This is a genomic window from Vibrio sp. 1F263, from assembly GCF_041439035.1.
Taxonomy (GTDB): Bacteria; Pseudomonadota; Gammaproteobacteria; order Enterobacterales; family Vibrionaceae; genus Vibrio; species Vibrio tasmaniensis_A.
Map to the genome: position 1 here is coordinate 21,185 of NZ_JBGONI010000017.1, position 20,077 is coordinate 41,261.

Consider the following 20,077-nt stretch of genomic DNA (forward strand, 5'->3'; position numbering starts at 1 on the left):
GTTGTGCTTTACTGATATTAATATCCAGTCCTAAGAACTGGTAGGCAAGGAGCCTTTGAATGAAAATAAAAATAACGCTTTTGGCACTGAGCATTGCAACCTCTCCTGCTTTTGCCAAGCTTGCAGACGAACAAGGTTTCAGTGGTGAAATTTCTATTAATACAGGGGTTACCTCTTCCACCTCAAACTTTAATACCGATGCTGATAGCACCATTTCGTCAAAGACACAGAAAGCCTCATCTGAGAGCTCATTTCTTGTCGCACCTTTAGGCAGTGTCGCTTACACCTTTGGTGAGAAGCTAAATCACCAGGTGTACACAGGTACCGCTCGTGATGATGTGGCAACCGGTACTGTTGTACTGGAGGTTGGCTATAAATACCAACTAGAGTCAGGCATGACCATCGACGCTTCACTTCTGCCGACTATCATGTCTGGTGAGACTTGGGCCGATCCGTACAACACCACTTCAGGTCGCACCAAAACGGATGAAACAGGCAATGCCTTTCGTTTGAAACTAAGTAGCATTGCGGGCTCAGCTTTCTCGTTAGACATGGCCTACGCCACCAAAGATGTAGAAGATGATCGAGTTAGAGAAGAACTACAGCGTGATGCCAATACTTTCTACCTGAAAGGTCAGTACCGTCAGCCAATCAATCGTACCATGATGTTAGTGCCATCATTGATTTACCAATCAAGTTCTGCGGATGGCAAAGCTGCTTCTTATGAGCAGTTCGGTGGTGAAGTCAGCTTATTCGGCGGTATGGGTCGTCACCAATACGCACTAACAGCGGGCTATAACCAACGCTCTTACGATGCAAGCAACCCTATCTACGACAAGAAGCGCAGCGACGACAACATCAACCTGTTTGCCGCGTATGAATATGATCAATTCATGGACTGGGAAAACTGGTCGTTTGTTTCGCTTGCGGGCTATGGCACCAGCGACTCAAACATTACCTTCTACGATGAATCACAATACATCGTCTCAGTTGGCCTGAACTACAAGTTCTAGTTAGGCATCACTGCTCGCTAATAACCATTAGTTCATAACAATTGGTTCATAACAACGAAAGCCTACGTAAAAAGCAGGCTTTCTTGTTTCTATACCAATCACAGTAAATAAATGACCCGTTGTTTACTACGATTGGTATGACTACACCGCTTGAGCCGTAAGTTGCTTCAACAATCGATCCATTGCTCGATAACCAAGTGCCTCTGATAAATGCTTCTTTTCAATCTGCGCATTACCCTCTAGGTCCGCAATAGTTCGCGCTACCTTGATGATTCGATGATAAGCACGAATCGATAAGCCCAGTCGATGCAGTGCCGTTTCTAAAAACTCCGCATCCTCGCGTCGCAATGGGCAATACTTTTCAATTTCTCGGCTACCTAACAGTGCGTTCGACTTATGGTTTCGAGATAACATCAACTGACGCGCTTGTTTAACTCGTTGCTTCACGACTTGAGTGGTTTCACCACGGTCACCTCCTTCGGCTAACATCCCTTTGGGCAATAGAGGGATCTCCAATGACATATCGAACCGATCAAGCAGTGGCCCCGATAATCGATTGAGATAGCGCAATATGATCTGAGGATTAGCGCGTGCTTGATTGCCTTCGTAATAACCAGTCGGGCTTGGGTTCAAGGCTCCGACCAACTGAAAGCGTGCAGGAAAACGAGTCTTGCCTGCCACGCGTGAAATAATGATCTCACCTGACTCTAGAGGCTCTCGTAATGAATCGAGCACCTTGCGCTCAAACTCAGGCATCTCATCGAGAAACAATAATCCGTTATGCGCCAAAGAGATCTCTCCGGGGCGAGGTATCGAGCCACCACCGACCAATGCTGCCATCGAACTCGAATGGTGTGGGGAACGGAAAGGTCGTTGCTTCCAGTTGTATTGATTGATCTCTTGCTGCGTTAAAGAGGCTACCGACGCGGTTTCCATCGCCTCGCCGTCACTCATTTCGGGCAACAAATCGCGCAATCGAGACGCCAACATGGTTTTTCCAGTTCCGGGCGGGCCGAGAAAAAGCAGGTTATGGTTGCCCGCTGCGGCGATCTCCAGTGCTCGCTTACCTTGTTGCTGGCCAATAATATCTTGTAAGTCACGATTATCAGACACATCTACATGATGATGCTCGGTTCGATATAAACCAAGCTGAGCCTGGCCACACATATCAGCGCAAACCTCCAACAAGGTTTGTGCAGATTTATGCGCTCCCTTGCCAACTAAGGCCGCCTGATCACCGTTATGGTGCGGAACCACTAAGCATCGTTCAACGCTATCGGCGGCTAACGTCGCTGGCAACACGCCCTTTACTGAACGCAACTCTCCGGACAACGCCAACTCACCGATAAATTCATGTTGAACTATTTTTGATGTCGGAAGCTGATCGGACGCCACCAAAATCCCAAGCGCAATTGGCAGATCGAAACGTCCTCCCTCTTTGGGTAAATCTGCAGGTGCAAGGTTGACCGTGATTCTTTTCGATGGAAATTCAAAGCGAGAATTGATGATGGCACTCCTTACTCGATCTTTAGATTCCTTAACCGTCGTTTCAGGTAGACCCACCAGCGTAAAACCGGGCATTCCGTTGCTAATATGCACTTCCACAGTCACTTCTGGTGCCTCTACACCCACACTAGCTCGGCTATGAATTATTGCGAGTCCCATAACTTTCCTTTGTCTTTGATTTAAAAGTATTCACTCTGGATATTCATTGCTCACCAAAGCCATAAGGTTGTTATATAGCGTGGTGGAATGGTGTTTTAATGTGAAAAAAGAATGACATTTTCCTTGTCATGCAGCAGATTTGTGTGATAACACTAGAGATGTAGACATTTACTTAAGACAATAAACGAGAAAACTCGAACTTTATGACATTTAACGCTCGCATTTACGCACTGATTAACCTGATTATCGTAGTCATTATTGAGACTGCGCGGGGGCGAGTGGGAAAAAAGTAACCACGAATTAGAAAAAACCCCCGCACTGAAAAGTCCGGGGGTTTTTTCTAATTTAGACATTCGATTTTATATTTTGAAACATTTTCGGCTTTGCCGATTTACAGGAAGAATGGGAGCACAAGATGTGCAGAGACAATGGAAACAATTACCAAAACAAAGGTAATACGGAGGAATTACGATGAAAGGCGCAGAACTGGTCGTATCCGCACTCAAGCAACAAGGCATTGAGACCGTATTTGGTTACCCTGGCGGTGCCATCATGCCAATCTACGATGCACTCTATGACGGCGGGGTTGAACATATCCTATGTCGCCATGAGCAAGGCGCTGCAATGGCCGCTATCGGTATGGCTCGAGCAACGCAAGACGTCGCTGTTTGTATGGCAACCTCAGGCCCGGGTGCAACTAACCTAGTCACAGGTCTTGCTGATGCTTTTATGGATTCCATCCCACTCGTAGCGATCACAGGTCAAGTTGCTAGTTCCCACATTGGTACCGATGCATTCCAAGAAATGGATGTGATTGGTATGTCTCTGTCATGTACTAAACACAGCTACCTTGTTACCGATATTGAAGATCTTGCGCCGACATTGGCTGAAGCATTTATCGTTGCAAAAGCAGGGCGTCCCGGTCCGGTTATTGTCGATATCGCTAAAGATGTTCAACTAGCAGAGTCCCCTGTAAAAACTCTTCCTGAATTTACACCACCCGCAATTCCTGTAGTGACAACGGATGCTATTGAGCAAGCTCAGTACTTCTTGTCTCAAGCGACTCGTCCTGTTTTATACGTAGGTGGTGGCGTTCAACTGGCGAAAGCAACCGATGCTGTTCGTGAGTTTTTACGTCTAAACCCAATGCCTGCAGTAAGCACACTAAAAGGCTTAGGCACCATTGAACGTGACGACCCACACTACTTGGGTATGCTGGGTATGCACGGCACCAAAGCCGCTAACCTAGTGGTTCAAGAAAGTGACCTGTTGATTGTTGTTGGCGCTCGTTTTGATGACCGAGTAACCGGCAAGCTCGACACCTTTGCACCGCACGCTAAAGTTATCCATATTGATATCGATGCGGCAGAGTTCAGTAAACTACGTCTTGCCGATGCACCAATTCGTGGTGACATCAACAAGATCATGCCTCAACTGGAGCTAAGCCAAGACATCTCTTCTTGGGTTCATCACTCCGAAGGCCTTCGTAGCTCATTCAAATGGCGTTACGACCACCCTGGCGACCTTATCTTCGCACCTCTGTTGTTGAAACAACTGTCAGACATGATGCCTGCGAGTTCTATGGTTTCGACCGATGTTGGCCAACATCAGATGTGGGCAGCTCAACACATTCAGCCACGCGATCCACAAAACTTCATCACTTCAGCGGGCTTAGGCACTATGGGCTTTGGCCTACCTGCAGCCATGGGTGCATCGGTTGGTCGTCCTAATGACCAATCTATACTTATCTCTGGTGACGGCTCGTTCATGATGAACATTCAAGAGCTTGGTACGCTGAAGCGTCGCCAAATCCCAGTAAAAATGGTGCTGCTTAACAACTCGCGCTTAGGCATGGTTCGCCAATGGCAATCGCTGTTCTTTGATGGCCGACACAGTGAAACCATCTTGGATGACAACCCGGATTTCGTCATGCTAGCGAAAGCATTTGATATCCCGGGCAAAACCATCACGCGTAAAGAAGAAGTAGAACCAGCACTGAAAGAGATGCTAGAGAGCAAAACCGCTTACCTACTTCATGTTCTTATCGATGAAGAAGAGAACGTATGGCCACTAGTACCGCCAGGTGCTTCAAACAGTGAGATGTTGGAGAACACATAACATGAAAAGATACCTATTAGACATCAAAGCCGATGATAAGCCTGTACTACTAGAGCGTGTTCTTCGTGTTATCCGCCACCGTGGCTTTATTGTTAAGCAAGTAGCTGGCACTCAAAACCACGAAAGCAAAGTGGCGAGTGTTGAGATCATTGTCGACAGTGAGCGTCCGATCTCTTTCTTGGTAAACCAAATCGAAAAGCTGTGGGATGTGCGTACCGTTGACGTTATCTCGATAAGCCGTAATGAATTGCCAAACAACAACTTACAACAAAAGATAAACGCATAAGGAACCGCTAACATGACAGCTAAAACAGCAGACTATATTTGGTTTAACGGTGAAATGGTTCCTTGGGCAGAGGCGAACGTTCACGTCCTGACTCACGCAATGCACTACGGTACTTCGGTGTTTGAAGGTGTTCGTTGTTACAACACGCCAAAGGGTCCGGTTATCTTCCGTCACCCAGAGCATGCAAGACGCCTAAAAGACTCAGCGAAAATCTACCGCTTCCCAATTCCTTACACAGAGGAAGAAATTATGGAAGCGACTCGCGAAACGCTACGCCAAAATAAGCTACAGTCTGCGTACATCCGCCCTCTAGGTTTCGTTGGTAACGTTGGTTTGGGTGTCTGCCCGCCAGAAAACACTGAGATGGATCTGATCATCGCTGCTTTCCCTTGGGGTTCTTACCTAGGCGAAGAAGCGCTAGAAAATGGCGTAGATGCGATGATATCAAGCTGGAATCGTGCAGCGCCAAATACCATCCCAACCGCAGCAAAAGCCGGTGGTAACTACCTATCTTCACTACTGGTTGGTGGTGAAGCTCGTCGTCATGGTTACGATGAAGGTATCGCACTGAGTGTCGATGGTTACCTTTCAGAAGGTGCGGGCGAGAACATCTTCGTGATTCGTAATGGCGTGCTATCAACACCACCAGCAACCAGCGCAATTCTGCCGGGTATTACTCGTGATTCGATCATGACGCTAGCAAAAGACATGGGTTACGAAATCCGTGAAGAGAACATTGCTCGTGAAGCGCTATACCTTGCCGATGAAGTATTCATGACAGGCACAGCAGCAGAAATCGTTCCAGTTCGCAGCGTAGACAAAATTACAGTAGGTGAAGGCAAACGCGGTCCTATCACTGAAAAAGTTCAAGCAGCTTACTTTGGTTTATTCAATGGAACCACTGAAGATAAATGGGGCTGGTTAGATTATGTTTACCCAGAACACCAAACTTCAGCAAACCAAACGCAAACAACTAAGTAAGCAACAGCCAAATATTTTATAAGGATTTAAGCAATGCCAATCTATCGTTCAGCAACGACTACCCACGGACGCAACATGGCTGGTGCGCGCGCTTTATGGCGTGCAACTGGCGTTAAAGATGATGATTTCGGTAAGCCAATCATCGCGGTTGTAAACTCTTTCACTCAATTTGTACCAGGCCATGTTCATCTTAAAGACATGGGTCAGCTGGTTGCGGGTGAAATCGAGAAAGCGGGCGGTATCGCTAAAGAATTCAACACCATCGCTGTGGATGATGGTATCGCAATGGGTCACGGCGGTATGCTGTACTCACTACCATCACGTGAGCTTATCGCAGACTCGGTAGAGTACATGGTCAATGCACACTGTGCAGATGCGATGGTGTGTATCTCTAACTGTGACAAAATCACTCCGGGAATGATGATGGCCGCAATGCGCCTTAACATCCCAGTGATCTTTGTATCAGGCGGCCCAATGGAAGCGGGTAAAACCAAGCTTTCAGATCAAATCATCAAGCTCGACCTTGTTGACGCGATGATTCAGGGTGCCGATCCAACGATTTCAGATGAGCAAAGTGAGCAAGTAGAACGTTCTGCATGTCCAACCTGTGGTTCATGTTCAGGTATGTTCACAGCAAACTCAATGAACTGTCTAACAGAAGCACTGGGTCTATCTCAGCCTGGTAACGGTTCTATGCTGGCGACACACGCTGATCGTGAAGAGCTGTTCATCAATGCAGGTAAACGTATCGTTGATCTCACTAAGCGTTACTACGAGCAAGACGACGAATCAGCACTGCCACGCAACATCGCTAACCGCGCAGCCTTTGATAATGCAATGGCACTAGATATCGCGATGGGTGGTTCAAGTAACACCGTTCTTCACCTTTTAGCGGCAGCTCAAGAAGGTGAGATTGATTTTGATATGGGTGATATCGACGAGATGTCTCGCCGCGTTCCACACCTATGTAAGGTTGCGCCTTCAACACCTAAATACCATATGGAAGACGTTCACCGTGCTGGTGGCGTAATGGCTATCCTAGGTGAGCTTGATCGTGCAGGTCTACTCAATAACCAAACTCGCACCGTGCTTGGTCTAAGCATGCAAGAGCAACTTGCTCAGTACGACATCATGCAGACAGAAGACGAAGCGGTGCTTAAGTTCTTCCGTGCTGGCCCTGCGGGCATCCGAACAACCAAAGCATTCTCACAAGATTGCCGTTGGGATCGTCTTGATGACGACCGTAAAGAAGGTTGTATTCGTACCAAAGAAAACGCATTCAGCCAAGAAGGTGGCCTAGCGGTACTTTCAGGTAACATCGCCGTTGATGGTTGTATCGTTAAGACCGCGGGTGTTGATGAAGAAAACCTTAAATTCCAAGGCCCTGCAATCGTATTTGAAAGCCAAGATACGGCAGTAGACGGCATCTTAGCGGGTAAAGTAAAAGCCGGCGAAGTGGTTGTTATTCGTTACGAAGGTCCTAAAGGTGGTCCGGGCATGCAAGAGATGCTTTACCCAACGACTTACCTAAAATCGATGGGGCTAGGAAAGTCGTGTGCGCTTCTAACTGACGGACGTTTCTCTGGTGGTACATCAGGTCTATCTATCGGTCACGCTTCTCCAGAAGCAGCAAGTGGCGGTGTGATTGGTCTAGTGAACACTGGCGATATTATCACTATCGACATCCCTAGCCGCTCAATCACACTTGATGTGCCAGAAGCAGAGCTTGAAGCACGTCGCGTTAAACAAGATGCACTAGGCTGGAAACCAGAAAACCGTCAGCGTGAAGTGTCTTTCGCACTGAAAGCTTATGCAAGCATGGCGACCAGTGCCGACAAAGGCGCTGTACGTGATAAGTCTAAACTTGAGGGCTAACTATGAGTGATGACACCTCCAGCCCCCAAAAACAAAGTGGCGCAGATTATCTGCGTCAGATCCTGAGAGCACCGGTTTACGAAGCAGCTATCGTGACACCTCTGCAGGATATGCCACGTTTAAGCGCGCGCATTGGTAATCAGGTTCAGCTTAAACGAGAAGACCGTCAGCCGGTGCACTCGTTCAAGCTACGTGGTGCCTACAACATGGTATCAAGCCTTTCTGAGCAGCAAAAAACCGCAGGTGTGATTGCGGCATCGGCGGGTAATCATGCTCAAGGTATGGCACTGTCTGGCTCTAAGTTGGGTATTCAAACCACGATCGTGATGCCAAAAACGACGCCGGATATCAAGGTTGATGCGGTACGCGGATTTGGTGGTAATGTGGTTCTGCACGGCAGTAATTTCGATGAAGCAAAAGCGGAAGCGGAACGCCTATCGGCTGAACATGGCTTCACCTTTGTTCCTCCTTTCGATCACCCACTGGTGATTGCAGGGCAAGGTACTATGGGCATGGAGATGCTGCAGCAAAACGGTCACATGGATTATATCTTTGTGCCAGTTGGTGGTGGTGGCTTAGCCGCTGGTGTTGCAGTGCTTATCAAACAACTGATGCCAGAGATTAAAGTGATTGCGGTAGAGCCTGAAGACTCAGCTTGCTTGAAAGCAGCACTGGATGCGGGTGAACCAGTGGTACTGGATCAGGTCAGCATGTTTGCTGATGGTGTTGCGGTTAAACGCATTGGTGAAGAAACCTTCCGTCTTTGCCAACAGTACATTGATGGTCATATTACAGTCTCTAGCGATGAAATCTGCTCTGCGGTAAAGGACATCTTTGAAGACACCCGTGCAATTGCTGAGCCTTCAGGAGCGCTTGCTCTGGCAGGCCTTAAGAAGTTTTCAGAACAAAACCAACTGCAAAATAAGCAACTAGCAACGGTATTGTCTGGTGCGAACACCAACTTCCACGGTCTGCGTTATGTCTCTGAACGTTGTGAATTGGGTGAGAAGCGAGAAGGTCTACTTGCGGTGACTATTCCAGAGCGACAAGGTGCGTTCCTAGAGTTCTGTAACATTATTGGTGGTCGAGCGGTGACTGAGTTTAACTACCGCCACAACGACGAAAGCCTGGCGAATATCTTCGTTGGTGTACGTCTACAAGGTGGACAAGAAGAACTCGAACACATCATCAATGACCTACGTGAGGGCGGCTACCCAGTTGTCGACTTGTCTGATGACGAGATGGCAAAGCTGCACATTCGTTACATGATTGGCGGTAAACCATCGAAGCCATTGAAAGAACGTCTGTACAGCTTTGAGTTCCCTGAATACCCTGGGGCATTGATTAAATTCCTTGATACCTTAGGGACTCACTGGAATATCAGCTTGTTCAACTATCGTAACCATGGTGCTGATTACGGTCGCGTGCTGTGTGGTTTTGAGCTTGGTGATGACGATTTGGCTCAGTTCTCTACGCACTTAGAAGAACTCGGCTACCAATGCAAAGATGAAACCGATAACCCTTCCTACAAGTTCTTCTTGTCATAAGAGTTAACGACCGAATCAAAAAGAGCGAGTATTTACTCGCTCTTTTTATGGGCGAGACTAAAACCTAACCCGAATGATCTTCAACGGATCACATCATTAGATCGCTTTGCGATGATCCAACCAATCTTGGTGAAGCTGTTCACTCGATCCTAAATACTTAACCATCCACTCGATCAACTTATGGTTGTCGTCTTTACGCCACACTAAGCAGCAATGACTCTGCGGGCTTGGCTCAGGTAATATTTTTTCTACCAGCAAACCTTGCTCAATAATAGGTGCGGCGATATGCCTTGGCATGTAACCCACCCCTACACCATTTTTAAGGCATTCTATTGCGCTGTACCAATTAGGCAATAGTAGACGTCTCTGACTTGCATAATGGCCAGTGTGACGCTTAGGCAGCACGCTGGAGGTATCATCCAAACATATTGCTGGGTATTGACTGACAAAGGCTTCATTAAGGTTTTGCTCTCGCACACACGGGTGACTGGGTGACATCACAAATGCCCAATCTAACCGCCCCATATCCTTAACTTCAAAGTCACCACCAACCGGAATCGCCGAGGTTGCACCAATCACGACATCCGCCCTGCCCTGTGCAATGGCTTCCCAAGAGCCGTTAAACACTTCCATGTTAATCTGCAGCTCAGCGAACTCAAAGGTTTGATAAAACTCTTCAATCATAGGCTTCATCTTGTCGAGCTTAACCACGTTATCAAGCGTTAGGCGCAAGGTTTTCTTCCAACCACGCGCTGCTCGGCGAGTCTGGGCACTGAGTTCTTCCATCTGTCTCAGCAGTTGACGAGCCTCTTCAATAAACAGCTCTCCTGCAGGTGTCAGCTCTACTTTTCTTGGTAAGCGTCTGAAAAGTAGAACATCAAGCTCTTGCTCTACCTGCCTAACCCCATAGCTGATCGCTGAGGGCACTTTGTGCAACTGTTCAGCAGCTGCGGTAAAACTACCCAAGCGCGCCACAGTGTCGAGCATTTCTAACGAGGATTTAGAGAACATAAGCCTTCAAATTTTTTGATTGATAACCACATATTTTAGCGTTTTATTTTATCAGGTCTGAAAAATAGAATGTCAGCATAAATAAACAGGGGCTTTCACTTCTGTATATCAAACAATTTTTTTGATGATAAAAACATCATTACCTTTAGTTTAATGGCATCTTATGAATATTTCTAAATTTCAATTAGTCTACCTTGCAGTTCTTTCAATGCTTGGCTTTATTGCGACTGATATGTACCTTCCTGCATTTAAGGCAATGGAAGTTGATTTCGCAACTGGCCCAGAGCAAATTGCTCTGTCTCTAACTGTATTCCTTGGTGGTATGGCACTAGGTCAGCTTCTTTGGGGTCTCGCAAGTGACAAGTATGGTCACCGCAACACGCTGGCAGTCGGTCTAGTAATATTCACCGCAGCTTCATTTGGCTTAGCATTCAGTACCGAAGTATGGCATCTACTGACACTGCGCTTCATTCAAGCGATCGGTGTATGTGCGCCTGCGGTAATTTGGCAAGCCATGGTTATCAAGCGTTACTCTCAGAGCAGTAGCCAGCAAATTTTTGCTACTATCATGCCTCTAGTAGCGCTATCTCCAGCACTAGCACCTCAACTGGGTGTGTTGCTAGCAGACAGCTTTGGCTGGCACAGTATCTTCATTACATTGACTTTGATGGGCGCACTACTAATTGCAACAACAATGGCTCAACCAAAAGAAGCGCCTGAAGTAAAACAGACATCGATTAAGACAGACATCAAGATGTTGATAAAATCAAAACCTTACATGGGTAATGTTTTAATGTTTGCTTCGGCATCTGCAGCGTTCTTCGCTTACCTAACCGGTATGCCAGAGATCATGGCTCAACTGGGTTATGAAGCAAAAGACATCGGCTTGAGCTTTATTCCACAGACAATTGCATTCATGGCGGGTGGTTACTTCGGTAAGCAAGCGGTGAAGAAATATGGGGATGGCGTTGTACTAAGAAATCTTATCGGTTTGTTCAGCGTTGCAGCGATGCTTATCTTCATTGCATCACAGTGGGAACTGACGTCAATCTGGCCTCTGCTTGCGCCTTTCTGTTTGATTGCTGTAGCAAACGGTGCACTTTACCCAATCGTAGTAAACCGTGCTCTATCAAGTGCTAAGCAAAGCCCAGCAACAGCTGCTGGCCTACAAAACAGCCTGCAAATCAGTATCAGTGGCCTATCAAGTGCATTGGTCGCGGCAATGGCTAGCCAAGCACTAAGCGCAACGGGTATCGCGGTTGTGATTTGTTTGGGTGCATTGTGGGTTGGCTATATTGTTTCGAACAAAGAGCTTTCTGAACACTTCGCGACACCAGACAACTCTCGAGTGGTCGCTGACGAGAAACAAGACTAGTTTCTAGGTTAAATAAAACAAAAAAGAGCGATATTAGTCGCTCTTTTTTTATATCTAGATATCTAAGAAAAACCAGTAGCAGTGCTATTAGCTCTATCGCAGTCATCTGATTTATAGTTGAGACTACTTTTTCTTAGTCGGACGCTGCCAGTTGGCAATCTTGCGCTCTTTCGCACGGCTGATAACTAGCTCATTTTCAGAAACATCGCGCGTTACTGTAGAGCCAGCACCAACGGTAGCACCATTACCAATCGTAACAGGCGCTATTAATTGGCTGTCTGAGCCAACAAATACGTCATCGCCAATGATGGTCTTAAACTTGTTCGCACCATCGTAGTTACAAGTGATAGCACCCGCACCCACATTTACACGTTGACCGATCTCAGCATCACCTAGGTAAGTAAGGTGATTAGCTTTAGAACCCTCACCAAGACGAGTGTTCTTCACTTCAACAAAGTTACCTACATGCGAATTGTTACGCATGTCAGCTCCAGGACGTAAGCGAGTGAAAGGACCAACCGTACAGTCTTCACCAATTGTCGCACCTTCGATTACGCTGTATGGGCGAACGATAGTGTTGTCATCAATCTCACAGTCTTTCAATACACAACCGGTGCCGATAACCACGTTATCACCAATGCTTACGCTGCCTTCAATAATTACGTTGGTATCAATCTCAACATCCATACCACATTGAAGCTCACCACGTAGGTCGAAGCGGCTTGGGTCACGTAACATTACGCCTTGCTTTAATAACTTGTCTGCTTGTTCAGCTTGGTAAGCGCGCTCTAGACGAGCCAGTTGAGAGCGGTCGTTCACGCCTTCAACTTCAATTGGGCTTACTGGATGTACAGCCTCAACCGCACGACCTTCATCGTGAGCCGCTGCAATAACGTCAGTCAGGTAGTATTCACCTTGTGCGTTATCGTTGCTTAAGCCAGACAACCAACGCTTCAGATCGCCACCAGTAGCCACCATAACGCCAGTATTAATCTCTTTGATAAGCTTCTGCTCATCGGTTGCATCTTTTTGCTCAACGATAGCGACAACCGGGCCATTGCGACGAATGATACGACCGTAGCCCATCGGGTTGTCTAACACGACCGTTAGTAGTGCGATACCACCGTTTGGTTGAGCGTCTAATAGGTTCTCAATGGTTTCAGGAGAGATTAGTGGGACATCACCGTATAGCACCAATACTTTTTCATCATCAGCGAAATGTGCAGATGCTTGATCCACAGCGTGGCCAGTACCCAACTGCTCAGCTTGCAGTGCCCAATTTACAGATTCTTCAGCTAGAGTAGCCTTCATCTGATCACCACCGTGGCCGTAAACCAGGTTGATATTTTGAGCGCCTAAACCATTACATGTATCGATAACATGCTTCACCATTGGCTTACCCGCAAGCGTGTGCAGAACCTTTGGTGTGTTTGAATACATGCGAGTGCCTTTGCCCGCCGCGAGAATCACTGCGCTAAACTTCATTGTAAACCTATCCAACAGTATTTTTATTAAGCCGATATTGTAACCGTTTTTGGCCAAAAAATTAAATCACAATAACCATTTAACCAGTAGTGGTGCTTAAAAGGTGTATTTTTCAGAACCTAAAAATGCAAAAAGGCGACCCTTAGGTCGCCTTTATCTCAGAGTCTATAATCTTAAAAAGATTAACGACGCTGCTTTGTCAGTTCGATAACTCGTAACTGAGCAATGGCTTTAGCCAGTTCACCGGCCGCTTGTGCGAAGTCTATATCGCCATGCTGATTTTGGATATTCTCCACAGCCTTGCGTTTAGCTTCTTCCGCCTTTGCTGCGTCTAGCTCTTCACCACGGATAGCTGTATCAGCCAGTACAGTCGCTGTACCAGGCTGAACTTCTACCATACCACCAGAAACATAAATAATTTCTTCGTGGCCGTGCTGCTTAACAATACGCACCATACCAGGCTTGATAGCGGTCAGCAGTGGAGTGTGACCATGGAAAATACCAAGCTCACCCTCACTACCGGTCACCTGAAACGTCTCAACAAGACCAGAGAAAATTTGTTTCTCGGCACTTACAACGTCTAGGTGAAAGGTTATTGCTGCCATATCGCCTCCTAGTTAGCCTTATAGCTTCTTAGCATTCTCGATAGCTTCGTCAATTGCACCACAGTACATGAACGCTTGCTCTGGAATGTCATCGTATTCACCAGATAGAAGACCTTGGAAGCCACGTAGAGTCTCTTTAAGAGGTACGTAAACGCCTGGGTCACCTGTAAATACTTCCGCTACGTGGTAAGGCTGAGTTAGGAACTTCTCAATCTTACGAGCACGAGATACAACTTGCTTATCTTCTTCAGATAGCTCGTCCATACCTAGGATAGCAATGATATCTTTCAGCTCTTTATAGCGCTGAAGAGTAGACTGAACGCCACGAGCGATGTCGTAGTGTTCTTGTCCAACTACCAATGGATCCAGTTGACGTGAAGTAGAATCTAGCGGGTCGATCGCTGGGTATAGACCCATAGATGCGATGTTACGGTTAAGTACAACCGTTGCATCCAAGTGAGCGAACGTTGTTGCTGGAGACGGGTCAGTCAAGTCATCCGCAGGTACGTATACCGCCTGTACAGACGTGATAGAACCAGCTTTAGTTGACGTGATACGCTCTTGTAGAACACCCATTTCTTCAGCTAGTGTAGGTTGGTAACCTACCGCAGAAGGCATACGACCTAGAAGTGCTGATACTTCAGTACCTGCTAGTGTGTAACGGTAGATGTTATCAACGAACAGTAGAACGTCACGACCTTCGTCACGGAAACGCTCTGCCATTGTTAGACCAGTCAGTGCAACACGTAGACGGTTACCTGGTGGCTCGTTCATCTGGCCGTAAACCATCGCTACTTTTGATTCTTCAGGTTTTTCGATGTTTACAACACCTGCTTCCTGCATCTCAAAGTAGAAATCGTTACCTTCACGAGTACGCTCACCTACACCTGCAAATACAGATAGGCCTGAGTGTTGAAGTGCGATGTTGTTGATAAGTTCCATCATGTTAACGGTCTTACCTACACCAGCACCACCGAATAGACCGATTTTACCACCCTTAGCGAATGGACAAATCAAGTCGATTACTTTAACACCAGTTTCTAGAAGAGCTGTCTCGTTAGACTGCTCTTCGTAGCTTGGAGCTTCACGGTGAATGGCGTAATGCTCTTCAGCACCAATCTCGCCACACTCATCAATCGCGTCACCTAGGACATTCATGATACGACCCAATGTCTTAGTACCTACTGGTACTGAGATTGGAGCGCCAGTATTTTCAACTGTCAAACCACGACGTAAACCATCAGAGCTACCCATTACGATTGCGCGAACTACGCCACCGCCAAGTTGTTGCTGAACTTCAAGAACTAGACGCTCTTTCACTTCATTAACATTCAGAGCATCGTATACACGAGGTACTTCGCCCTGTGGGAACTCTACGTCGACTACCGCACCGATGATCTGTACGATCTTACCTGTAGCCATCGTTAATCCTCTAACTATTTAGTTTTACCTAAGCTTAAACCGCAGCTGCGCCTGAAACGATCTCAGAAAGTTCTTGTGTAATCGCCGATTGACGGGCTTTGTTATACACAAGTTCTAAGTCATCAATAATGTCACCAGCATTATCTGTTGCTGATTTCATTGCAATCATTCGAGCCGCTTGCTCACAAGCAAGGTTCTCGACCACACCTTGGTACACTTGAGATTCGACATAGCGAACCAATAGTGCATCTAGTAGTGGCTTTGGCTCGGGCTCATAAATGTAGTCCCAAGAATGACTGCGTTTCATTTCTTCGCTGTCTGATTTAGGCAAAGGAAGTAATTGATCGATCGTTGGTTCTTGAACCATAGTGTTTTCAAACTTGTTGAACACTACGAACAGGCGATCTAGTTCGCCTTCATCATATTTCTTCAGCATAACGCTCACAGAGCCAATCAAGTCTTCAAGGCTTGGACGATCGCCCAGACCAGAAACTTGAGCTGCTACTTTCGCGCCGCTGTTGTTGAAAAATGCTGTTGCTTTAGAGCCTACAATTGCAAGCTCAACATCAGCACCTTTCTCAGACCAATCTTTCATGTCGTTCATGGCTTTCTTGAACAAGTTAATGTTCAAACCACCACAAAGACCACGGTCTGTAGAAACGATGATGTAACCAACACGTTTGGCTTCACGTTCCTCAAGATAAGGATGCTTATACTCGAGGCTACCATTAGCCAAATGACCGATCACTTTACGCATTGTTTCTGCATATGGACGAGTAGCTTCCATTGCGTCTTGAGAACGACGCATTTTTGAAGCTGCTACCATTTCCATTGCTTTCGTAATCTTCTGTGTGCTTTTAACACTACCGATTTTATTACGTATCTCTTTTGCGCCGGCCATCGTTACTCTCCGTTAATGGTATGAGGTGGCCCTAAGACCACCTACCAATTACCAGGTCTGGGTTGCCTTGAAATCGTCAACAAGCTTCTTCAGCTCAGCTTCGATTTCTTTGTTGAAAGCACCCGTTGCGTCGATCTGTGTTACTAGATCAGCGTATTGACCACGAGCAAACGACAGTAAAGCAGCTTCAAAGTCTAGAACTTTAGAAAGTTCAACGTCTTGAAGGTATCCACGCTCTGCAGCGAAGATTACTAGAGCTTGGTCAAATACAGACATAGGAGCGTATTGCTTCTGCTTCATCAGTTCTGTAACTTTTTGACCGTGGTCTAGCTGCTTCTTAGTCGCTTCATCAAGATCCGAAGAGAACTGAGCAAATGCTGCAAGTTCACGGTATTGAGCTAGAGCAGTACGGATACCGCCAGATAGCTTCTTGATGATTTTAGTCTGCGCCGAACCACCTACACGAGAAACTGAGATACCTGGGTCAACAGCTGGACGTACGCCCGCGTTGAACAGCTCAGTTTGTAGGAAGATCTGACCATCAGTAATCGAGATTACGTTCGTTGGTACGAATGCAGATACGTCACCAGCTTGCGTTTCGATGATAGGAAGAGCTGTTAAAGAACCAGTCTTGCCTGTCACTTCACCGTTAGTGAATTTTTCTACGTATGCTTCGCTTACACGAGCTGCACGCTCTAGTAGACGAGAGTGAAGGTAGAAAACATCACCTGGGAACGCTTCACGACCTGGTGGACGCTTAAGTAGTAGCGAGATTTGACGGTAAGCGACAGCTTGCTTAGATAGATCATCATAAACAATCAGTGCATCTTCACCGCGATCACGGAAGTATTCGCCCATCGCACAACCAGCATACGGTGCAAGGTATTGCAGCGCTGCAGATTCAGAAGCAGATGCAACAACAACAACAGTGTTTGCTAGTGCGCCGTGCTCTTCTAGTTTGCGAACTACGTTAGCAATAGTCGACGCTTTTTGGCCGATAGCTACGTAGATAGAGAAAATACCAGAATCTTTTTGGTTAATAATCGCATCGATCGCCATTGCTGTTTTACCAGTCTGACGGTCACCGATTACTAGTTCACGTTGACCACGACCGATAGGGATCATTGAGTCAACAGACTTGTAACCAGTTTGAACAGGTTGATCTACCGATTTACGGTCGATTACACCTGGTGCGATAATTTCTACAGGCGAAGTCAATTTAGCTTCGATTGGACCTTTACCATCAATTGGCTCACCTAGCGTGTTTACAACACGACCAAGCATTTCAGGACCTACTGGTACTTCTAGAATACGACCAGTACCTGTAACTTTCATGCCTTCCTGTAGGTCAGCATACGGGCCCATTACAACAGCACCAACCGAATCACGGTTCAAGTTTAGTGCTAGAGCGTAACGGCCACCCGGTAGTTCGATCATTTCACCTTGCATCACGTCCGCTAGGCCGTGGATGCTAAGGATGCCATCGCTTACAGAAACGATAGTACCTTCATTGCGAGCTTCACTAACAACGTCGAAAGATTCAATACGTTGTTTAATTAGATCGCTAATTTCAGTGGAATTAAGTTGCATGCTCCAATCCCCATTAAGACTGCAATGCATCGCTCAGGCGGTCTAAACGACTGCGCGCTGAGTTATCGATGACTAGGTCTCCGGCTCGAATAATAACTCCACTAAGTAGAGTCTCATCTATACTGCAATTCAGCTGAACTTTGCGCGCTAAGCGCTGTTCCAATTTGCTGCTGATTTCTGCACGTTGTTCTTCAGAAAGTTCTACCGCTGAAGTTACTTCAACGTCGATCTCTTTCTCATACTCTTTTTTGAGTATAAAGAACTCTTTACAAACATCAGGAAAAGCCATTAAGCGGCCATTCTCTGCCATCACTTTAATTAAGTTCTGACCGAATTCATCAAATTGTTCGCCACAAATTACAATGAATACTTCAGCTAATTTTTCAGCAGTCATAGAACCGCTTAATAAATTGTGAACATCATCATTTTGTGCCACTTCGGCAGCAAAAGTAAGCATTTGACCCCATTGGTCTAGCTCACCTTTATCTACCGCAAAGTCAAACGCTGCTTTAGCATAGGGGCGTGCGATTGTAGTCAAATCAGACATATACAGCCCCTTGCTTTAAAGTTTTGCAGTAATGTTGTTAAGAAGATCATCGTGTACATCTTTATCGATTGTACGTTCAAGGATTTTCTCAGCACCAGCTATAGCCAGAGTTGCGACTTGTTTGCGCAGGTCATCACGGGCACGTGTACGCTCTGCTTCAATTTCTGCTTCAGCTTGCGCTAAGATCTTCTGGCGTTCTGCCTGAGCCTCTTCGCGTGCTTCATCAATAATTTGAGCTTTACGTTTGTTTGCCTGATCAATAACCTCAGTTGCAGTGCGCTTTGCTTCTTTCATTTGCTCAGAAGCGTTGGCTTGTGCCAGGTTCAAGTCTTTAGCAGCGCGTTCAGCGGCTACCAGACCGTCAGCAATTTTTTTCTGACGTTCTTCAATTGCTTGCATGATTGGTGGCCATACATATTTCATGCAGAACCAAACAAACAGTGAAAAAGCAATTGCTTGACCTAGCAGAGTTGCGTTCATATTCACAACAGCTACCCCTCGTTAAGAATCAACTACAAAAATTTAATTAACTATTTAGAAGTTAATTAGCCTGCTAGTTGACCAACAAATGGGTTAGCAAACGTGAATAGTAGTGCGATTACGATACCGATCATTGGAACAGCATCCAATAGACCAGCGATGATGAACATCTTAACTTGTAGCATTGGAGCCATTTCAGGTTGACGCGCAGCGCCTTCTAGGAATTTACCACCAAGAATAGCAAAACCAATTGCAGTACCTACGGCACAAAGACCAACAATGATAGCAACAGCGATTGCTGAAAAACTTAGTACAGTTTCCATTTACGTTCTCCGATTAACATTAATAGTTAGAATAAAGCTTAAAAATTTTTTAGTGATCACTATCTTCATGAGCCATTGATAAGTAAACGATTGTCAACATCATGAAAACAAACGCTTGAATCAAAATAACCAAGATATGGAAGATAGCCCAAGGTAGTGCACCTACCCATTGTAAGTACCACGGTAGCATTGCCGCGATAAGAATAAACACCACCTCACCCGCAAACATATTACCAAATAAACGCATACCTAGAGATAGTGGCTTCGCTAATAACGAAATTACCTCAAGTACCAAGTTAAATGGAATCATGATTGGGTGATTAAATGGATGCAGTGCCAATTCTTTAGCAAATCCGCCTAGACCTTTCACTTTGATGCTGTAGTAGATCATCAGAGCAAAAACACCTAAAGCCATTGCCATTGTTATATTAACATCAGCTGTAGGAACCACTTTCAAGTAAGGGATACCTAGCCAATGCTCTGCAGGATATGGTAAGAAATCGATAGGCACTAAGTCCATCAAGTTCATAATGATAATCCAGCAGAATATAGTCAGTGCTAGTGGGGCAATCAGAGGGTTGCGGCCATGGAAAGTTTCTTTAACGTTGTCACCAACGAATTCCACTACCATTTCAACAAAACACTGAAGCTTACCAGGTACACCTACTGTTGCTTTCTTAGCGACTGAGCGAAAAACCCAAAGGAATAACATCCCTGTCAACACCGAAAAAAACAGACTGTCTATATGTACGTTCCAGAAACTTGTCTCCTCTACAAGACCAAACTTAGCTAAAGAAAGGTTTTGTAAATGGTGTTCAATGTATCCGGATGCTGTTGGCGCAGCCATAACTCA

At 46.1% G+C, this 20,077-nt stretch carries 18 protein-coding genes; 7 read left to right on the top strand and 11 right to left on the bottom strand.

Annotated features, from left to right (window positions below):
• The first annotated feature begins 59 nt into the window (after positions 1–59).
• Complete coding sequence (locus ACED25_RS12430; RefSeq protein WP_371695394.1) at positions 60–1,013, top strand: DUF2860 domain-containing protein; 954 nt, start codon at positions 60–62, stop codon at positions 1,011–1,013.
• A 141-nt stretch (positions 1,014–1,154) separates the two neighbouring features.
• On the opposite strand, the gene ACED25_RS12435 is transcribed toward ACED25_RS12430, so the two are convergent.
• Positions 1,155–2,678 (bottom strand): YifB family Mg chelatase-like AAA ATPase, encoded by a 1,524-nt coding sequence (locus ACED25_RS12435; protein WP_371695395.1) that lies wholly within the window; start codon positions 2,676–2,678, stop codon positions 1,155–1,157.
• A 471-nt stretch (positions 2,679–3,149) separates the two neighbouring features.
• Between ACED25_RS12435 and ilvG the strand changes: the two genes are divergently transcribed.
• The 5 genes from ilvG to ilvA are packed head-to-tail and all read left to right on the top strand — an operon-like array spanning position 3,150 to position 9,485.
• Complete coding sequence (gene ilvG, locus ACED25_RS12440) at positions 3,150–4,796, top strand: acetolactate synthase 2 catalytic subunit (RefSeq protein WP_012605098.1); 1,647 nt, start codon at positions 3,150–3,152, stop codon at positions 4,794–4,796.
• A 1-nt stretch (position 4,797) separates the two neighbouring features.
• Entirely contained in the window at positions 4,798–5,082 is a 285-nt protein-coding gene (gene ilvM, locus ACED25_RS12445; protein WP_009848112.1) for an acetolactate synthase 2 small subunit, read from the top strand.
• 12 nt (positions 5,083–5,094) lie between these two features.
• Complete coding sequence (locus ACED25_RS12450) at positions 5,095–6,063, top strand: branched-chain amino acid transaminase (RefSeq protein ID WP_371695396.1); 969 nt, start codon at positions 5,095–5,097, stop codon at positions 6,061–6,063.
• Between the two features lie 33 nt (positions 6,064–6,096).
• Complete coding sequence (ilvD, locus tag ACED25_RS12455) at positions 6,097–7,938, top strand: dihydroxy-acid dehydratase (RefSeq protein ID WP_102558253.1); 1,842 nt, start codon at positions 6,097–6,099, stop codon at positions 7,936–7,938.
• Between the two features lie 2 nt (positions 7,939–7,940).
• The gene (gene ilvA, locus ACED25_RS12460; RefSeq protein ID WP_371695397.1) at positions 7,941–9,485 is read left to right on the top strand and encodes a threonine ammonia-lyase, biosynthetic; all 1,545 of its coding nucleotides are present in this window, start codon (positions 7,941–7,943) and stop codon (positions 9,483–9,485) included.
• Between the two features lie 96 nt (positions 9,486–9,581).
• Here ilvA and punR read toward each other — a convergent pair whose 3' ends face one another.
• Positions 9,582–10,496, bottom strand: a complete 915-nt coding sequence (punR, locus tag ACED25_RS12465) for a DNA-binding transcriptional activator PunR (RefSeq protein ID WP_012605101.1) — start codon at positions 10,494–10,496, stop codon at positions 9,582–9,584.
• Positions 10,497–10,659: 163 nt separating this feature from the next.
• On the opposite strand from punR, the gene punC reads away from it, so the two are divergent.
• The gene (gene punC, locus ACED25_RS12470; protein WP_017099678.1) at positions 10,660–11,871 is read left to right on the top strand and encodes a purine nucleoside transporter PunC; all 1,212 of its coding nucleotides are present in this window, start codon (positions 10,660–10,662) and stop codon (positions 11,869–11,871) included.
• A gap of 123 nt (positions 11,872–11,994) precedes the next feature.
• Here punC and glmU read toward each other — a convergent pair whose 3' ends face one another.
• From glmU to atpB, 9 genes are all read right to left on the bottom strand, one after another.
• Positions 11,995–13,356: a bifunctional UDP-N-acetylglucosamine diphosphorylase/glucosamine-1-phosphate N-acetyltransferase GlmU gene (gene glmU / locus ACED25_RS12475; protein WP_029222948.1), complete on the bottom strand. Its 1,362-nt coding sequence runs from the start codon at positions 13,354–13,356 to the stop codon at positions 11,995–11,997.
• 182 nt (positions 13,357–13,538) lie between these two features.
• Positions 13,539–13,961 (bottom strand): F0F1 ATP synthase subunit epsilon, encoded by a 423-nt coding sequence (locus tag ACED25_RS12480; protein WP_004735742.1) that lies wholly within the window; start codon positions 13,959–13,961, stop codon positions 13,539–13,541.
• An 18-nt stretch (positions 13,962–13,979) separates the two neighbouring features.
• On the bottom strand, positions 13,980–15,383 hold the full coding sequence (gene atpD / locus ACED25_RS12485; protein WP_009848119.1) for a F0F1 ATP synthase subunit beta: 1,404 nt from the start codon (positions 15,381–15,383) through the stop codon (positions 13,980–13,982).
• Positions 15,384–15,417: 34 nt separating this feature from the next.
• Positions 15,418–16,284 carry a F0F1 ATP synthase subunit gamma gene (gene atpG, locus ACED25_RS12490; protein ID WP_009848120.1) on the bottom strand — a complete coding sequence of 289 codons (867 nt, stop codon included), beginning with the start codon at positions 16,282–16,284 and terminating at the stop codon, positions 15,418–15,420.
• Between the two features lie 48 nt (positions 16,285–16,332).
• Complete coding sequence (gene atpA, locus ACED25_RS12495) at positions 16,333–17,874, bottom strand: F0F1 ATP synthase subunit alpha (protein ID WP_009848121.1); 1,542 nt, start codon at positions 17,872–17,874, stop codon at positions 16,333–16,335.
• A gap of 13 nt (positions 17,875–17,887) precedes the next feature.
• Positions 17,888–18,421, bottom strand: coding sequence for a F0F1 ATP synthase subunit delta (atpH, locus tag ACED25_RS12500; RefSeq protein WP_009848122.1), 534 nt, complete (start codon positions 18,419–18,421; stop codon positions 17,888–17,890).
• Between the two features lie 15 nt (positions 18,422–18,436).
• A complete protein-coding gene (gene atpF, locus ACED25_RS12505; RefSeq protein WP_010433231.1) occupies positions 18,437–18,907 on the bottom strand; it encodes a F0F1 ATP synthase subunit B in 471 nt (156 codons plus the stop codon).
• Between the two features lie 59 nt (positions 18,908–18,966).
• The gene (atpE, locus tag ACED25_RS12510; RefSeq protein ID WP_004411110.1) at positions 18,967–19,224 is read right to left on the bottom strand and encodes a F0F1 ATP synthase subunit C; all 258 of its coding nucleotides are present in this window, start codon (positions 19,222–19,224) and stop codon (positions 18,967–18,969) included.
• A 49-nt stretch (positions 19,225–19,273) separates the two neighbouring features.
• On the bottom strand, positions 19,274–20,071 hold the full coding sequence (gene atpB / locus ACED25_RS12515) for a F0F1 ATP synthase subunit A (RefSeq protein ID WP_009848124.1): 798 nt from the start codon (positions 20,069–20,071) through the stop codon (positions 19,274–19,276).
• Positions 20,072–20,077: the final 6 nt, after the last annotated feature.